Source organism: Gemmatimonadota bacterium (assembly GCA_016719105.1).
Classification (GTDB): Bacteria; Gemmatimonadota; Gemmatimonadetes; order Gemmatimonadales; family Gemmatimonadaceae; genus SCN-70-22.
Genome location: JADKAQ010000014.1, coordinates 254,067 through 269,264, shown reverse-complemented (window position 1 = coordinate 269,264; position 15,198 = coordinate 254,067). Strand labels below are relative to the sequence as shown.

The 15,198-nt window shown below is 67.7% G+C and carries 13 protein-coding genes; 2 read left to right on the top strand and 11 right to left on the bottom strand.

Going from position 1 to position 15,198, the window contains the following annotated elements; all coding sequences use genetic code 11:
• Positions 1 to 10: 10 nt before the first annotated feature.
• The 10 genes from IPN47_15805 to IPN47_15760 all read right to left on the bottom strand — a co-directional run bounded on the left by IPN47_15805 (position 11) and on the right by IPN47_15760 (position 10,121).
• Entirely contained in the window at positions 11 to 799 is a 789-nt protein-coding gene (locus IPN47_15805) for an ABC transporter ATP-binding protein (GenBank protein MBK9409479.1), read from the bottom strand.
• A gap of 162 nt (positions 800 to 961) precedes the next feature.
• Positions 962 to 1,777 carry a CPBP family intramembrane metalloprotease gene (locus tag IPN47_15800; protein MBK9409478.1) on the bottom strand — a complete coding sequence of 272 codons (816 nt, stop codon included), beginning with the start codon at positions 1,775 to 1,777 and terminating at the stop codon, positions 962 to 964.
• Between the two features lie 114 nt (positions 1,778 to 1,891).
• Entirely contained in the window at positions 1,892 to 2,674 is a 783-nt protein-coding gene (locus IPN47_15795) for a CPBP family intramembrane metalloprotease (GenBank protein ID MBK9409477.1), read from the bottom strand.
• Positions 2,675 to 3,187: 513 nt separating this feature from the next.
• A complete protein-coding gene (locus IPN47_15790) occupies positions 3,188 to 3,694 on the bottom strand; it encodes a DUF1801 domain-containing protein (GenBank protein ID MBK9409476.1) in 507 nt (168 codons plus the stop codon).
• 115 nt (positions 3,695 to 3,809) lie between these two features.
• The gene (locus IPN47_15785) at positions 3,810 to 4,070 is read right to left on the bottom strand and encodes a GNAT family N-acetyltransferase (protein ID MBK9409475.1); all 261 of its coding nucleotides are present in this window, start codon (positions 4,068 to 4,070) and stop codon (positions 3,810 to 3,812) included.
• A 42-nt stretch (positions 4,071 to 4,112) separates the two neighbouring features.
• Positions 4,113 to 4,316, bottom strand: a complete 204-nt coding sequence (locus tag IPN47_15780; GenBank protein MBK9409474.1) for a hypothetical protein — start codon at positions 4,314 to 4,316, stop codon at positions 4,113 to 4,115.
• Positions 4,317 to 4,517: 201 nt separating this feature from the next.
• Positions 4,518 to 5,231: a hypothetical protein gene (locus IPN47_15775; GenBank protein ID MBK9409473.1), complete on the bottom strand. Its 714-nt coding sequence runs from the start codon at positions 5,229 to 5,231 to the stop codon at positions 4,518 to 4,520.
• Between the two features lie 1,477 nt (positions 5,232 to 6,708).
• Positions 6,709 to 7,485 carry a hypothetical protein gene (locus tag IPN47_15770; protein MBK9409472.1) on the bottom strand — a complete coding sequence of 259 codons (777 nt, stop codon included), beginning with the start codon at positions 7,483 to 7,485 and terminating at the stop codon, positions 6,709 to 6,711.
• Positions 7,486 to 7,631: 146 nt separating this feature from the next.
• Positions 7,632 to 9,473, bottom strand: a complete 1,842-nt coding sequence (locus IPN47_15765; GenBank protein ID MBK9409471.1) for a hypothetical protein — start codon at positions 9,471 to 9,473, stop codon at positions 7,632 to 7,634.
• A gap of 42 nt (positions 9,474 to 9,515) precedes the next feature.
• Positions 9,516 to 10,121, bottom strand: coding sequence for a DUF305 domain-containing protein (locus IPN47_15760; GenBank protein MBK9409470.1), 606 nt, complete (start codon positions 10,119 to 10,121; stop codon positions 9,516 to 9,518).
• Between the two features lie 142 nt (positions 10,122 to 10,263).
• Between IPN47_15760 and IPN47_15755 the strand changes: the two genes are divergently transcribed.
• Positions 10,264 to 12,249, top strand: a complete 1,986-nt coding sequence (locus IPN47_15755) for a multicopper oxidase domain-containing protein (GenBank protein MBK9409469.1) — start codon at positions 10,264 to 10,266, stop codon at positions 12,247 to 12,249.
• Positions 12,250 to 12,322: 73 nt separating this feature from the next.
• The gene (locus tag IPN47_15750) at positions 12,323 to 14,458 is read left to right on the top strand and encodes a S9 family peptidase (GenBank protein ID MBK9409468.1); all 2,136 of its coding nucleotides are present in this window, start codon (positions 12,323 to 12,325) and stop codon (positions 14,456 to 14,458) included.
• Positions 14,459 to 14,605: 147 nt separating this feature from the next.
• Here the strand turns inward: IPN47_15750 and IPN47_15745 are convergent, their stop codons facing one another.
• A complete protein-coding gene (locus tag IPN47_15745) occupies positions 14,606 to 14,920 on the bottom strand; it encodes a hypothetical protein (protein MBK9409467.1) in 315 nt (104 codons plus the stop codon).
• Between the last annotated feature and the right edge of the window lie 278 nt (positions 14,921 to 15,198).

Here is a 15,198-nt window from a genome sequence, read left to right as displayed (position 1 = left end):
TTGGCGTCGCTCACGCGCTCCACCGCTTCTTGCGCCGGTACGTCTTCACGTCGCGATACGAGCGGCGCCCCGCCTCGCCGGCGCCGAGGTAGAACTCGCGGATGTCCTGGTCCTCGCGCAGGTCGGCTGAGGTCCCCTCCTTCACGATCTTCCCGTTCTCGAGGACGTAGGCGTACGAGGCGAGCGACAGCGCGAGCTCGGCGTTCTGCTCGACGAGCAGGACCGAGGTCCCGGCGGCGTGCACCTGACGGACAATGTCACCGATCTGCCTGACGACGAGTGGGGCGAGGCCGAGCGAGGGCTCATCGAGGAGGAGGAGGCGTGGGGCGGTCATGAGGGCGCGCCCCAGCGCGCACATCTGCTGCTCGCCGCCAGAGAGGTAACCGGCGAGCGCCTTGCGGCGCTGCGCGAGGACCGGAAAGCGCGCGAGCATCTCCTCGCGGCGCGCCTTGCGGGTGGCGGCGTCGCCGACCGTGAAGGCGCCGGCGGTGAGGTTGTCCTCGACCGAGAGCTCCTCGAAGATGCGGCGCCCTTCCATTACTTGGGCGAGGCCCCGCCTCACGATCTCCGGGGCCGTGCGCGTGTGGATCTCGGCCCCGTCGAACGCGACGCTCCCCTTGGTGATGTCGCCGCGATGCACATCGAGCAGCCCGCTCACCGCGCGGAGCAGCGTCGTCTTCCCGGCGCCATTGGCGCCGAGGAGCGCGACGACCGCTCCCGCCGGGACGGTGAGCGAGATCCCGCGCAGCACGAGGATGACGTCGGAGTAGACGACCTCGAGGTTGCGCACTTCGAGCAGGGGCGTTGGGGCCGTCATGCGCCGCGGGGGGCTCGCGTCGGGTTCTGCTCAGGCGAGGGAAGGCTGCATCGCGCGGGCGAACTTACCGGGCCCTACAGGCGGGGGATAGGGGTTTCCCGCCCGCCTGGGCGGGGAGTATCAGACGGTCGTTGACACCGCGACTCAGGACGACTCGACGCGCTGGATCCGGGAGGACGTGCCACGCGCCTCGGGCCACCGCGCGACCATCACCGCCACGAGCAGGGTCACCCCCAACCCCACGAACGGCGCGAACGTCCCCATCCGCACCTCATGCACCCGGTCCACGCTCGGCGTCCACACCCCCGGTGTGTCCTTCGCCCCGATCGTCCACGACGCGACGTTCACTGCCGCGTGCAGGCCGATGGGGAACGATAGGCCGCCCGTCCGCACCGCGGCCACTCCGAAGAGGATCGCGCTCGGGATCACGCCGAACAGCACGCTCGACCACGACCAACCGAAGAGCAGGTGTCCTGCGCCGAACGCAATCGCCGTGACCCCTTGGGCTGGCCACTCGCCGATCGATGGGATGAGCGTGCGCAACGCGTAGGCGCGGAACCCAAGCTCCTCCATGCACGAGAGCGCGAGGAACGACGCGACCGTCAACGCCCACGCCCCGACGCTCGGCGCGGCCAGCGGCGTTAGGTGGATGGGACCGAGTAGCACCGAGGAGAGGAAGACCGTCGCCGCGTACACCGCGACACCCAGGAGCACACCCGCCAGCAGTCGTGCGGCCGTTCCCGAGTCGGCCGCGAGTCCGATCTCCGAGCGCGAGCGGCGATCGCGACGGAGCATCCACAGCGTGAGCGCGAGGACGCCGCTCGCCGAGAGCGTCCCCCACACGAGGTCCGCGAACGGGCGTGGGACCATCCCCTTCGGCACCGATGCAACGAAGAGGATGAGGACGTAGGCCGCGAGGAAGACCGCGACGCGTCGTAGCGCCCCGGCAGTGTTACGCATGTTTCCGGTCGCTCACGGCAAGGCTCGAATCGGTCGTGGCGGACATGACGGGAAAGGTGGAGTTCCGCCGAGCGCCGAAGCCGCGGGGACGCTGCTCCCGCGAGGCCACCGCCGTCAGCTCGTGATCGCGTCGCCCTGCGGGTCGTCCAGGAAGGTTCGGGGGCCGGCGGCGAACGTGGTCCGATCGGTGACGAGCACGACCACCGCGACGGCGAGCCACAACACGCTCACGATGCACTTGGTGATTTGGGTAGCGCTCAGCGCCTCCGCCGACGCGTTCGCCGCCGCATGGAACAGCACCCCGATGAGGATCGACCGGCCGTTCCGGTAATAGAGCCAGTTGGCGAGAATCGCGGCCGGGACGGCGCTGACGAAGAAGTTCGCCAGGAAGAGTGGCTCGCCGATCGTGGCCAACTCGTGCTGGTAGGTTCCGGGGAGCAGCACCAGCGGCACGTGCCACAGCGACCACAGCACGCCGAACAGCACCGCGGACGACAAGCCGCCCAGCTTGGCCCGCAGGCTGTCCACCCCGTAGCCGCGCCAGGAGATCTCCTCGATGATCGGAGCGAGGATCATGGCGAGGACGATCATCACGACGAGGTTGGCGTCGCGCGACACCTGGAGCTGATCGGCACTTTCGCCGAACAGCAACGAAACCAGAATCCCGAGATACATCAGCCCGACGGGTATCGCGACCGCGACGCCGAGGTACGCCGGGCGGATGCGCCGGGGATCGAAGCGCCGGCGGAAATCGGCCTTGAGCGTCTTGTTCCCGGAGAACAGGATCACGGCCAGACTCACCACCAACGGACCGAGCAGGCCGACGTAGCCGAAGGGAGAGATCGTTCCCTGGCGGCTTGGGTCCCTCGCCTGGTAGGCGCCGATGAGCCAAGGCACCCAGGTGGCGACGAAGGTGGCGACGAAGAAGAGTACCGGTCGGTACTGATACGGTCCTGCCACGCGGGCCTCCCTATCCTTGGAGTGTTGACCTCCCGTTACCAACTCCTCGCGACGTACGGCCCCCCGAAACACGAGGTTTCGGAGGGCCGCAGCCTATGTCCGATCTCATTGCGGCGCCGCCGAATTCTGCGACAACAGCGCAGGCGCGGGGCGGCAAGTCGTCCTTCACGGGCAACGAGATCCTGACCTCCGCAATTCAGACCGCGAGCTGCATCGATGCATCGCCGGGTGCTGTGACCGCAGGGTGGCGACTCGGTCTCGGCGTCACGGAAGGAGACCATCATTCCGGATAGCGGCGCCGTGCGTGATCACGTCGGCGTGGCTAGGGGCCGCTCCATGGCGCGGCTGCCGGCCAGGGTTGAAGCATCAGGGGCGGCGCGCAGCCAGTCAGCTGCATGTTGTTGTTAGACAAATGTCTGACACCAAGGCAAAGGATATCTGCCTTCGGGCCTACCGCTTCTTCCCCCCAACGCCGGGCACCGCCGCGACTTGCTTCATCCACGCCGCGATTTGGCGTTCGTCGATGTCGTCCACTGACGTAATCTCCACACCCCGCGTGGATTTGCCCATCGCGACCGGCGTCACGGGCGGTACCGGCCGGAGCGCTGCACCGTTCACGAACATGAGCTTGACATGGTCGACGAATCCGCCGCAACTGAAGCACCAGCCGTCGCCGACGCCATAGTACGACATGCCCCATTTCACGGATCGCTGCAGGCCGGGAAGCGTCTTGGCCGCGAGGGCATCGACTCGTTCCGCGATGCCGCGCTGCGGCTGCGGCAGACTGGCGATGTATGCGAAGACCGGCTTGTCGCCGGCCGCGGCCTTCGCCGGGCTCGCCTTGCCGGTCACCATGGATTCCGGCAGCCTCACGGCAGCCTTGCCTTCCGCAGCCGTCCGCTTGGCAGGCTTCCCGCCTGCGGGCTTGGAAGTCTTGTCAGTCTTTCGCGCGGTCATGGTGGACATCTCATCTTCGGATGTGTGTCGGCATAGCACCGATTCCGGCAGCGGGCGATCAAGTCAAATGCGCACGGAGCGCGCTTCCGGGCACGCCCGACGGCAGCATGCATCGTTAGGGGACGGCCGGAGGGTCGTGTGCCCGGACCTCGAAGGAGAAGATGGTGACGGGGGCCGCCTGCCCACCGAGCGCCTGATAGAAGGCGACGGCGTGGTCATCCTCTACATCCGCCGGCACGAAGGCGACGGGCACGCCGGCGGCGGCGGCGTCTCGGCAGAGGGTCTCGACCAGGAGCCGCCCAACCCCGCGGCGCTGGTATGCCGGCTGCACGGCCAGGTCGTAGATGAACAGCTCCTGCGCCTCGCTGCGAGTCATCGGGAGCACGTGCGCGGTGATCCCGCCAATCGGGCGAGCGTCCTAGAGCGCCGCCATAGCCCAGAAGTCGGCGCGGCCAAGTAGCGCCGAGACATACGCCTCGGTGAGCTCGCCGACGCCTTCGTCGAAGACTTCCGCCATCAACCGGAACGTCGCTTGCGCGAGGACGACATCGGCCGCGCCGAGCCGTTTCACCACGACACGTGCCTCGGTTCTCATCGTTCCCTCAATGTCGGCGTCGGCCACGTACCGCTCGCGTTCTGCTGCAGGGCCCTTCCACAAGTTGCGGCCAGCGATCACAGCGAGCAATAGGCCGCGCTCCTTGAAGGCCCTGTCAGCAGCAACGAAAGGTTAGGTTACCGATTCGTGCGAGAGCGCCGGTAGATCGGCGAGCGCCGTCGCCGATGCCACGTCGCGATGCAGCACACGGAAAGGACATGACCGCGATCAGAAGAACGTACGGGCCAGAAACCCCGCGAAGCCCTGCCACCAACCCGCGTGCCCCTGACCGGGTAGCACCACGGCCGTGATCGTGATTGCGATGTACGACAGCAAGGGAACTGGCGATCGCTTGCGGACGACATCCACGATCAACCAGATCACGGGGAGGCCGAGGAACATCAGTCCGAGGATCGGGCCGGCCACATGGGGCGGGAAGTTTCCGAAGGCCAGTCGGCCGAGCCCGGGGCCGAGCATCACGAGCGCGATTCCGGTGAAGAAGCGCAGGTGCCATGCCGGCCGCTTCCTGTAGACGATGCCGAGCGTGTACAGGATCGCAATGAACACGAGTTCGGGGATCCCGTTCCGGCTCAAGGCGGCGACGGCATCCGCCTCAGTCAGGTGGTTCACGAGCGTGTTCCGCTGGTACTGCGCCCGAGCCATGAGGAAGAACGAGAGCAGGAGCAGCGGGATCACGACGTAGGACGCCTGTCCCACCGTGCGGTGTAACCGGTACTGCTTCGCGCGGATGAGGAAGGCCTGCGTGATGAGCATGCAAATCCATACCAGCGCGATGACGGCATGGAAGTGATGCGGCCAGCCGAATCCCTCGAAGGTCGGAAACTTGGAGAAGTAACTCGGAAAGAAGCCGAACAGCGTGATAGTGAGGATGGCGACGAAGAGGAACCCGACGTTCCGCTGCAACCGTGTTTCGATGGCCATGCGATCGACATCCTGTCCACGCTCGGAGGGCGCGGGTGTGAGCAGACGGTGCCGGGAGTCCTGTTGGGCCACGCGAACGAAGCCGAACGACGGCGCATCATCGACGCCGCGTGGGTGCACGCGACCAGATCGGTTCTCGATGTTTGCGCAGCCGGTTCTGCTCCCGAAACGTGCGACCGTCACCCGCTCCACACGCTACCGTTGGGCGCGACACCGTCAAGTACTCGCAGGCGTGTCGGTGAAGGCATCAGAGGCGCAGGCTGACGACGAGCGGCACGCCACCAGCCGTGCCGACGTCACCGCCCATGCCACGATGCGCGGGGTCGTCAGGCGCTATCTCGTAGCGTATACGAGTCCGAACGCGCCGGACCTCCGCGAGTCCGGTCGCTGAACGTGCAAGGCAACCTAACGAAGCTGTAGGATAAGTCCGACCTCGGCTGCCATGCCTGTTTTCCCCCATCGAGAAACCATTGCCAGGACGCCGATCGTCGATCCTGGGGCAAATGTGAAGGCCAAATTCTCCACAACGAACGGGGCGGATGCGAAGGTCGACTTATCCTACATCCTCAACGTTAAGCATCAGCTGCGGTCGAACGAAATAGAGCGAGCGGAGCGAGCGCACAAGAGATCGGCCGTCTGCTGCATGCGCTGTTGGGCAGCCGCGCACCCGGCGCACTACGAACCCCCGCCTCGAGCAGTCGGGTCACCAACCTCGAACGATGCACTCGCGAGCGTCACCCAGCAGTCGCGCCGGGTATGGCGGACACAGCGACTCGCCGTGGTGGTGATCCGATAGCGCGCGGGAATCGGCGCGAGCCAGCGGACGCCGAGCGCACGCTCCGCGCGGACACCAGCGATCACGTCGGTCAAGGTGGCGGAATCCCCTGGGGACACGCGCAGTTCGGTGTACATCAGCAAACACGCCCGCGTCTGGAGGCCGCCGATGGCCGGCCGCCAGCGTACGCCATCCGCGTACTCCAGTCGAAGCGCGACCCCGCCGCAGGTTGTCTCGAGTGTAAGCGTGTCGGAGAATGGATTGCGGAGCACGACACGCACCGCGAGTTGTACCGAGTCGACACCAAGCGCTAGCGCGTGGATCTCGGGGCGGAACGGGGCCAACGGCGGAGTGAGCGCAGTCGTCGGTGCGTGCGCGTGACAGGCGGCGACGCTCACAAGAAACGTCGCGATGGCGAGTGGACGAGAAGAACTCATCGCGAACCCCCTTGGGTCTGCCCAACGTGTATTCTGCAGTCTCCAATAGCCCCACGCGCTACTGCAGCGCACGCGCTATCCGACCGCATCAATCACCATACCACATGCGGGCCGCACGGGCCAGATTCGCCGAAGCCCTTGTCCGCCATGACCTTGAGGGCCATGCACATCGCGCTGCAATACCGAATAGAGCAGCAAGAACCGCGCGTAACCACAATGGACGCCGGAGGGCGCTAGGCCCCGCGACTCACCTTGGACGCTGCCGTTACGGCCGGTGCCCCAGCAGCGCATTCCCGCTCTGCGGATGATCGAACATGTCCTTCGGACTATGCCCCGGCCCATCCGCAATCACCAGCCGCCAGTTGAACGCCCACTTTCGCTGATACGCCAGGTCCATCGCTTCATTGAACCAGCGAATGTTGCGCGAGTAGCGGTGCACCCCCTGCCGGTTGGCCTCGCCCTGCGGCAGCTGCGCCATCTCGCGGTCGCCGGTGCCGATGTAGATGGTTATCGGAAGCGCCAGATACCGGCGTATGCGATCATCGTTGCTCAACTCGTCAGGCAGCCCGCCGAAGCCCAGCCCGAACGCCATGTCGCGCGTCGGGAACAACGTCGACCCCGACGCCATCGCGATGAGCCGCTCCGCGTCGGTGTCGATGAAGGCCGCCATGCGTGAGACAAACTGCCCGCCAGCGGAGAAGCCGGCGAGCAGGTACGGCAGCGTGGCGCTCCCTTCGCGATCGCGGATGTAGCGCACGAGCGTGGGAATGAACGCGTACGTGCGTTCCTCAGGCGCGGCGAACGAACTGTCGGCCCGGTACACGCCGCCAAACTGGTAGCGCCACTCGGGAAAGCGCTTCAGGTCGAAGAGCGGAACCACCACGATCCGGTTGTGACGGTCGGCCATCCCTACGGCGTTGTCGCGATAGGCCTCCGCCGCACGCGACGCCCCATGCAGGAGCAAGACGAACCCGTCTCCCGCATAGGTCGCCGGCTTGTAGGCAAAGAGCTTGAGGACCGTGCCGTTGATCTCGGCCTCCACGACGCTCTTGCCGGCAGGGAATAACGGTCGCGCTCCCCTGCGCCTGCACCTGCCGGCCCCCGAATGCGAGGGCCAGCAGGGGAACCGAGACAAACGTGAGTGCCGTTCGGCGCAGTCGGCGCGTGCTGATCATCGTCGCCGTCGCCTTACCTGGTTGCCTTCGCCAGCGCCTTGATCGCCGCCGACATCGCACGCACGCGATCGGCGTCCTTCGCCCCCGCGACGTCCTTGTCGACCTGTCGGGCCAGCGCATTCAGCGCATCGCGACGCCCCTTGCCGTCCTTCTGCTCGGCGGCGTCGATCGCGCGGGCAATCTCCGAGGTACGCTCCGCAGCCAACCCCTTGCCACGCACCAACTGGTCCAGGTATGACCGCACCACCGGGAAGGCGGCGGGCCACTCGATGCGCGGCTGGCTCTGCGGGTTGTACTGCGTGAAGCGCACGAGCTTGGCCGCCTCGATTTCGTTCTTCGACAGCTGGTCGCTGGGCTCCAACTCGAGAATGTCGAAGCCGCGATCCATCTCCGACGAGTAGATCATCCCGTTCCAGTAGTAAGCCCCCCACGAGCCGCCGATGGTGCCGCGGTTGCCACGGCCGCCCGCCGGTGCCGGCGTCACCGGAACGTCGACCCCCGGCGGGTTGTCGATCGCCCCGCGGTCAAAGAAGGCCAGCTCCTTCGGGTTGCTGGGGTCGCTGAACTCCATCACGCTTACGCCCCCCTGGTACCAGCCCTGCACCATGATGTCGCGCCCCGGCACCGGAATCAGCCCGCCGTTGTGCGACACGCAGTTCTCCTCCGCCGCCTGCGCCGTGGGAATCTTGAAGTAGGCGTGCTGCGTGTACTTCTTCTTGCCGTCGATGGTGAGGATGGTGTTGCCGCCCATCTCCATCATCGAGTTGGCCTGGCACATCGGCGACGTGCCGCCGCCCCACTCGTCGGTGAAGACGACCTTCTTGCCGTCGTTGCTGAAGACGGCCGTGTGCCAGAGCGAGAAGTTCGTGTCGGCGCGCGCGTCGAGTCGCACCGGCTTTTCCGGATTGGACACGTCGACCAGCAACCCGTAGCTCCCGCAGGCCCCGGCCAGCAGCTTGGCCGCCGGATACGCGGTGACGTCGTGGCAGTTGCGCGGTCCCGTGGGAGCCGGTGGCGGCGTGGTGGGTGCGCCGGCGGCGGCCGGACGCCCACGCTGCGGACGCCCCGCGGCGCGCGGCGCCGCGTCGAGCCCGGTGAAGATGCGGGCCCCTGTCACCACCTCAGCCTTCTCCGGCGCGCGCAGGTCGACCTTGATCACGTCCAGGCGAAAGAGCGAGTTGCTCTCGTCGGCCGGATCGTCCCCTTCTTTGCAGCCGGCGACCTCGGTCGCGGGGCGCGCCCCCTGACTCCCGGAGACATAGATGTAGAGGATGTTTTTGTCCTTGGAGTGAGGCAGCAGCGTGTGCGTGTGCGACCCCTTGCACGTCTGCACGTTCTTTACCAATCGCGGGTGCGCCGGGTCGGCCACGTCGTAGATGCGCACGCCCGCCATGTGATCCTTGGGATCGCTCACCCCGCCCTTGGCGCAGTCGTTGCGATTGCCGCCCCCTTCCGCGGAGATGAAGAGCAGGTTGCCGTAAATCGACGGATCACCCTGTGACGTGATGCACTGCACCGAGGAGACCAGCGTCGGCTTGCCCGGGTTGCTCACGTCCCAGATGGTGAAGCCGGCAAAGTTCCCCTGGTAGACGTACTTGTCGCCGAAGGCCAGGTCGGAGTTGACGAAGGTGAGCCCGCGCGTCGAGTCGAACCCCGCCGGCTTGGGCGTGTTGGAGACGAGGCGCATGTGCTTCGCCGCCACCCCGGCATCGGTCTTGCCCGGCTTGAGGTTGTTACGCGGGTCGGTCTTGCTCGGGTAGGTCTGTGCCGACGCGAGCGTGGGAAGGGCAGTGAGGACGAGCGACGGGAGGAGGAGCGTCGCGGCCAGCGCGAGCGCCCGTCGAGCGTTAGGCATCGGGCAGGACTCCGGGTAGTGGAGGAGGGGACAGCGGAGGAGCTACTTCTCTGGCAGTTGGGCAAGCAGTTGCCGCATCGCCCCGATCTCGGCGGTCTGCACCGTCACGACGTCGTTGGCGAAGACGTTCACGTCCACCTCCTGGCCGGCGCGCGGCGTCGCGAAGAGCTCCTTCACCATCTGCAGCGCCCCTTCGTGATGCTGGATCATGAAGGTGAGGAACAGTCGGTCGAAGGCGGTGCCCGTGGCGGCGTCGAGCTCAGCGAGCTGTTCGGTCGTGAGCATCCCCGCCATCGTCATCGTGCGCCACGACGACGTATCGGGAGCCATCTGGTCGTTGGAGCGCAGCCACTCCTGCATGATGCGGATCTCGGCCACCTGCGACTGGTCGATCTTGATCGCGAGTCGTTGAACGCGCGGGTTGGCCTTGTGCGACTCCGCCATGCGCGACATGTAGATCGCCTGTGCGTGGTGGGCGATCATCCCCTGCATGAACTCCACGTCTGCCACCGTGTAGGGGGCGCCGGCGGGGACGGTGATGTGGCCGCTGTGCCCGCTATGCTGGGCGTGGGCGGTGGAGGGAGAGGCGCCGAGCACGGCGCTGGCGACGACGGCGGCCGCGACGAGGGAGCGACGGAACGTGAGCACGGCGTGATGGAGGCCGGACGTGGGGAGCGGGCGTGGGCGTTGGCGTGGGCGCATGGATGAATACGCTATCCGGGGGGGAGGCGTTGTGCCATCTCGTACGTGGTGCGATCATGCTCCCCCTCTCCCAAACGGGCGTGACGCGTTGTCCTCGATCCTTGTCGGACTCTCAATCGCCACCGTGTTCGGGCTGTCGGTCGTGCCGCAGTCCGCGCCAGCCCAGCCGGCCACCACGCGCGCGCCCCGTGCCGTCGCCCGGCGGCAGGCGCCAGGGCGCACGATCCGCGAGGCGCGCGTCACACCTAACGACAACCGCCGTCCAGCGGGGACACTCCGGCGCGACACGCTGCGCCTGTCGCTGGTGGCGCGAGCCGGGCAGTGGCACCCCGACGCTGAGGACGCTCCCGGCGTGTCGATCCCGGCCTTCGCCGAGGAAGGGCGCGCGCCGAGCGTCCCGGGGCCGCTGGTCCGTGTCCCGGTGGGGACGACCGTGCTGTTGACGATGCGCAACGCGCTCGGCGGCGACTCGCTGCGCGTGCAGGGGCTGCACCAGCGCCCCATCGCCACCGCCGCCGATTCGGCCACCATCACCCTCGCCCCCGGCGAGTTGCGTGAGCTGCGCTTTCGGCTCGAGACGCCGGGGACGTTCTACTACTGGGGGACGACGACGCGCCGGGTGCTCGCCTTCCGTACCGGACTCGATGCCCAGCTCACCGGGGCCATCGTCGTCGACCCGCGCGGCGCCGTGCCTAACGACGGCATCTTCGTCCTCGGCATGTGGACCGACACCGTCGCCGGCTCGTTCGTCCCGCGGCATCGGGTGCCGGGGGTGGTCGACGGACGTTCGTGGCCCAACAGCGAGCGCCTCACTGCCACCGTGGGCGACTCGGTGCGGTGGCGCTTGATCAACGCGTCGGGCGACCTGCACCCCATGCACCTGCACGGTTTCTACTTCAAGGTGACGTCGCGCGGCGATGGGACCACCGACACCCACTTCACCGCCGACCGCGCGCAGAGCGCCGTGACCGAGGCGATGAACATGGGGGCGACGTACGCCATGACGTGGGTCCCAGAGCACGCCGGCAACTGGCTCTTTCACTGTCACATCCCCGAGCACTTCGGCCCGCGCGCCGCCCTCGGGCTCCCGCGCGACACGGCGGGGGCGCACGCCGCGCACGCCACGACCGCGTCGCACGCACAGTCAGGAATGAGCGGGCTGGTGCTGGGGGTGGCGGTGAAGCGGCGCGGCGACGCGCCGGCGATCGCCGCCGGCAACGACGCAGCGGCCGATGCCGGTCGTCGTTCGCTGCGGCTCCTCGTGCGGGAGAATGCGGGGAGCGCGCCTAACGCTCCGCTGTTCGGCTACGCCATCCACGAGGGAGGAACGGAGCCGGCCCCCGACTCCGGTCGCGTCGCCGCGCCTCCGTTGGTGGTCGTGCGCGGCCAGCCGGTACGCATCACCGTCGTCAATCGCCTGTCGGAGCCGACGGCGGTGCACTGGCACGGCATCGAGCTGGAGAGCTACTACGATGGCGTCCCCGGCTTCAGCGGGGCCGGGCGACGCGTGACACCGCTCATTGCGCCTGGCGACTCGTTCGTCGTGCGCTTCACCCCGCCGCGCGCCGGGACGTTCATCTACCACACGCATCACGACGAGGAGCGCCAGCAGTTGGCGGGACTCGCCGGCGCGCTGATCGTGCGCGAGCCCGACGTGCCGTTCGATGCGACGCGCGACCATCCCATCGTCATCACATCACCCGCCAGCCAGGACGAGGCGGCGCGGCGCGTCTACTTCAACGCCGCCGAGGCACCGGCGCCGATTACCGTGCGTGTCGGTGAGACCGCGAGACTGCGCCTCATCAACATGACGTTGCGACGCTCCGGAGTGCGCCTGCGCCTCAAGCGAGGCGACACGATCGTCCCCTGGCGATTGGTGGCCAAGGACGGGGCGGCGATTCCTGCGTCGCTCGTCGAGTCGCGTGCGTTCGCGCAGCTCCTCTCGATCGGCGAGACTGCGGACCTGGAAGTCACCGGCGACGAGCCGGGCGAGCTGCAACTCGAGATGCGCGTGGGGCCGTTGGCGGATGCGCGCGTGCTGGGGGTGCAGCGCCTTCGGGTGGTGGCGCGCTGACACGACAGCGCGCGATCGGACGTCGGGCGCCACGTTTGCCTCGGCAAGACCGCACCCCCAAACTCCCGCCACCATGCGACTCTCCGCCGCCCTCCTCACCTGCGCCCTCGCCCTCCCGGCGAACGCCGTCGCGCAGCAGTCGACCCCGCCGGACACCGCCGACCCCAATCTCTTCCTCGAGGAGATGACCGGCGCGCGCGCCATGGCGTGGGTCAAGCAGGAAAACGAGAAGACCGCCGCGGTCCTGGAGAAGGACCCGCGCTACGCCTCGATCCTCAAGGCCGCGGTCACGATGGCGAGCGCGAAGGACCGGCTCCCCTACGTCGAGTTCCTGGGGGGACAGCTCTACAACTTCTGGCGCGACGAGACGCACGTGCGCGGGATCTGGCGGCGCACGACGCTCGCCTCCTACCGCACGGCCTCGCCGCAATGGACGACCGTGCTCGACCTCGACGCGCTCGCCACGGCGGAGAAGGCGAACTGGGTCTGGCACGGCGCCGACTGTGTGCAGCCCGGCGAGGATCGTTGCCTGATCTCGCTCTCCGACGGAGGCGAGGACGCGGTGACGGTCCGCGAGTTCGACCTCAAGTCGCGCAGCTTCGTCCCGAACGGCTTCACCCTCCCGCGCGCCAAACTGCGTGTTGCCTGGGCGGGTCGCGACACGATCCTCTTCGCCCGTGAGATGCAGGCGGGGGAGCTCACGACGTCGGGGTATCCCTTCATCGTCAGGCGCCTCGCGCGTGGGCAGTCGCTCGAGCAGGCGGTCGAGATCTATCGTGGGAGCGCCAGTGACGGCGGCTACGGCGTTACCCCCTTCACCCTCGTCGACGCCAGGGGGCGCCGCACCTCGTTCATCGATCGTCCGCTCTCGACCTTTGAGGCCGAGCACTATCTGGTGAGAGGGGCTGACGTCGTGAAGCTCGCGATCCCCCTCAAGGCGAGCATCGTCGAGGTGATCGACGGGTCGGCGATCGTCCGTCTCTCCACGGAGTGGACGACCGGGACCGCGACGATCCCGAGCGGCGCCGTCGCGGCCTTCGACCTCGCCGTCGCGGCGAAGACGCCGTCCGCACTCGCGCCAACGCTCGTCTACGCCCCGGGTCCCCGCGAGGCGGTGGAAGGGGTCACGGCCACGCGACGCCGACTCCTCATCGACGTCATGCAGAACGTGCGGGGGCGCGTCCTCGCCTTCACCCGCGGCGCAGGGGGACAGTGGACACACACCTCGGTCGCGCTCCCCGACAACGTCTCGACGCGCACCATGGGGACCGACGCCGGCGGCGAGCGGGCGCTGATCAGCGTCACGGGCTACCTGACGCCGAGCAGCATCTGGCTCGCCGATGCCGCAACGGCGACCGCGCGAACGCTCAAGTCGCTCGCCCCCCGCTTCGACGCGTCGAAGAGTGTCGTCGAGCAGCGTGAGGCAACGTCGAAGGACGGGACGAAGATCCCGTACTTCATGGTGCACCCGAAGGGGATGGCGCTGGACGGGAACAACCCGACGATCATCTACGCCTACGGCGGCTTCGAAGCCTCGATGACGCCGGCCTACAACGAGGATGCCGGCAAGCTCTGGGTGGAGCAGGGCGGGGTCTTCGTCGTCGCCAACATCCGCGGCGGCGGCGAGTTTGGCCCGGCGTGGCACGATGCGGGGCTCAAGACCAAGCGCCAGGTGATCTACGACGACTTCCAGGCGGTGGCCGAGGAGTTGATCGCGCGCAAGGTGACGTCACCGCGCCGTCTGGGAATCCAGGGCGGCTCCAACGGCGGATTGCTGATGGGCGTCCAGCTCACACAGCGCCCCGATCTCTGGAACGCGGTCGACATCCAGGTCCCGCTCCTCGACATGCTGCGCTTCGAGCAGATCCAGGCCGGGGCGTCGTGGGTGGGGGAGTACGGGAGCGTCTCGGTCCCCGAGGAGCGCGCCTTCCTGGCGAAGATCTCGCCGTATCACAACCTCAAGCCCGGCGTGAAGTACCCGACGCCGCTCATCTGGACGACGACCAAGGACGACCGCGTGGGGCCGCAACACGCGCGCAAGTTCGCGGCGAAGATGGCGGCGATGGGACTGCCGTACTTCTTCTACGAAGTGATCGAGGGGGGGCACGGCTCGGGGGCCAACATCGAGCAGCAGGCGCACACGACGGCGCTCGAGTACACGTACTTCGCGCGTCAGTTGATGGATCAGGAGCGCCGCTTCGTGCCGTGATGCGGCGGCGGGCCACCTCGGACGTCGAGATGGCCCGCCGCTGGACCCTGCCCTACACCGAGATTGGCGTGGAGACGCCGAGCTTGAAGCCATCCGGGTCGTTGAACTGGAACATGCGCGCCCCCCAGTAACGATCTTCCGGCTCACTCAGGAGCGCCCATCCGTCGCCTTGATCCGCGCCGCGGCCGCGTCGACATCGGCCGGGGTCGCGACGTTGATCTGCAGGTAGAAGCCCTGCCCCTTGATCCGGTCCCATCCGAGCTTGCCATCATCCTGGTTGAGCACGATGCGGCAGTCACCCGCGACGATCACGGCGGCGACGACCTTGCCTTCGTGCTCGAAGGTCCCTTCCACGCCGAATCCGACGGCGTCGCGGTACCAGCTTATCGATGCGCCGACGTCGCGGCAGGTGAGCGAGCAGCCCAGGTTGGTCGCATTCATCACGGCGGGCGAAATGGTCATGGCGTATTCGGACGGAGGGGAAAGGACGGGAGTGCCCGGAAGGGCGATCCGAGCGGCGGGATCTTACGATGAGGGTTCAGGCGACGCCAGTCACGGGTGAGTGACCCGGTCGTGGCGCGCACCGCGACGGTCGACGCGGTGCGGCATCCCTGCCATGGGCCACGACCATAAGCCGCGCGCGCAATCCCGTTCAATCCACACCACGCGCGTGGGGCTACGCTTCGATCAGACGCAACGTGCGCGCCGGTGCTCGACCGTCGCGGCACCTTCTCCATCCT

Excerpts from the sequence above, each read along its gene's own strand:
- IPN47_15785 (MBK9409475.1), bottom strand. The coding sequence starts at position 4,070 with ATGACTCGCAGCGAGGCGCAGGAGCTGTTCATCTACGACCTGGCCGTG.
- IPN47_15750 (MBK9409468.1), top strand. The coding sequence starts at position 12,323 with ATGCGACTCTCCGCCGCCCTCCTCACCTGCGCCCTCGCCCTCCCGGCG.
- IPN47_15745 (MBK9409467.1), bottom strand. The coding sequence starts at position 14,920 with ATGACCATTTCGCCCGCCGTGATGAATGCGACCAACCTGGGCTGCTCG.
- IPN47_15800 (MBK9409478.1), bottom strand. The coding sequence starts at position 1,777 with ATGCGTAACACTGCCGGGGCGCTACGACGCGTCGCGGTCTTCCTCGCG.
- IPN47_15765 (MBK9409471.1), bottom strand. The coding sequence starts at position 9,473 with ATGCCTAACGCTCGACGGGCGCTCGCGCTGGCCGCGACGCTCCTCCTC.
- IPN47_15775 (MBK9409473.1), bottom strand. The coding sequence starts at position 5,231 with ATGGCCATCGAAACACGGTTGCAGCGGAACGTCGGGTTCCTCTTCGTC.
- IPN47_15790 (MBK9409476.1), bottom strand. The coding sequence starts at position 3,694 with ATGACCGCGCGAAAGACTGACAAGACTTCCAAGCCCGCAGGCGGGAAG.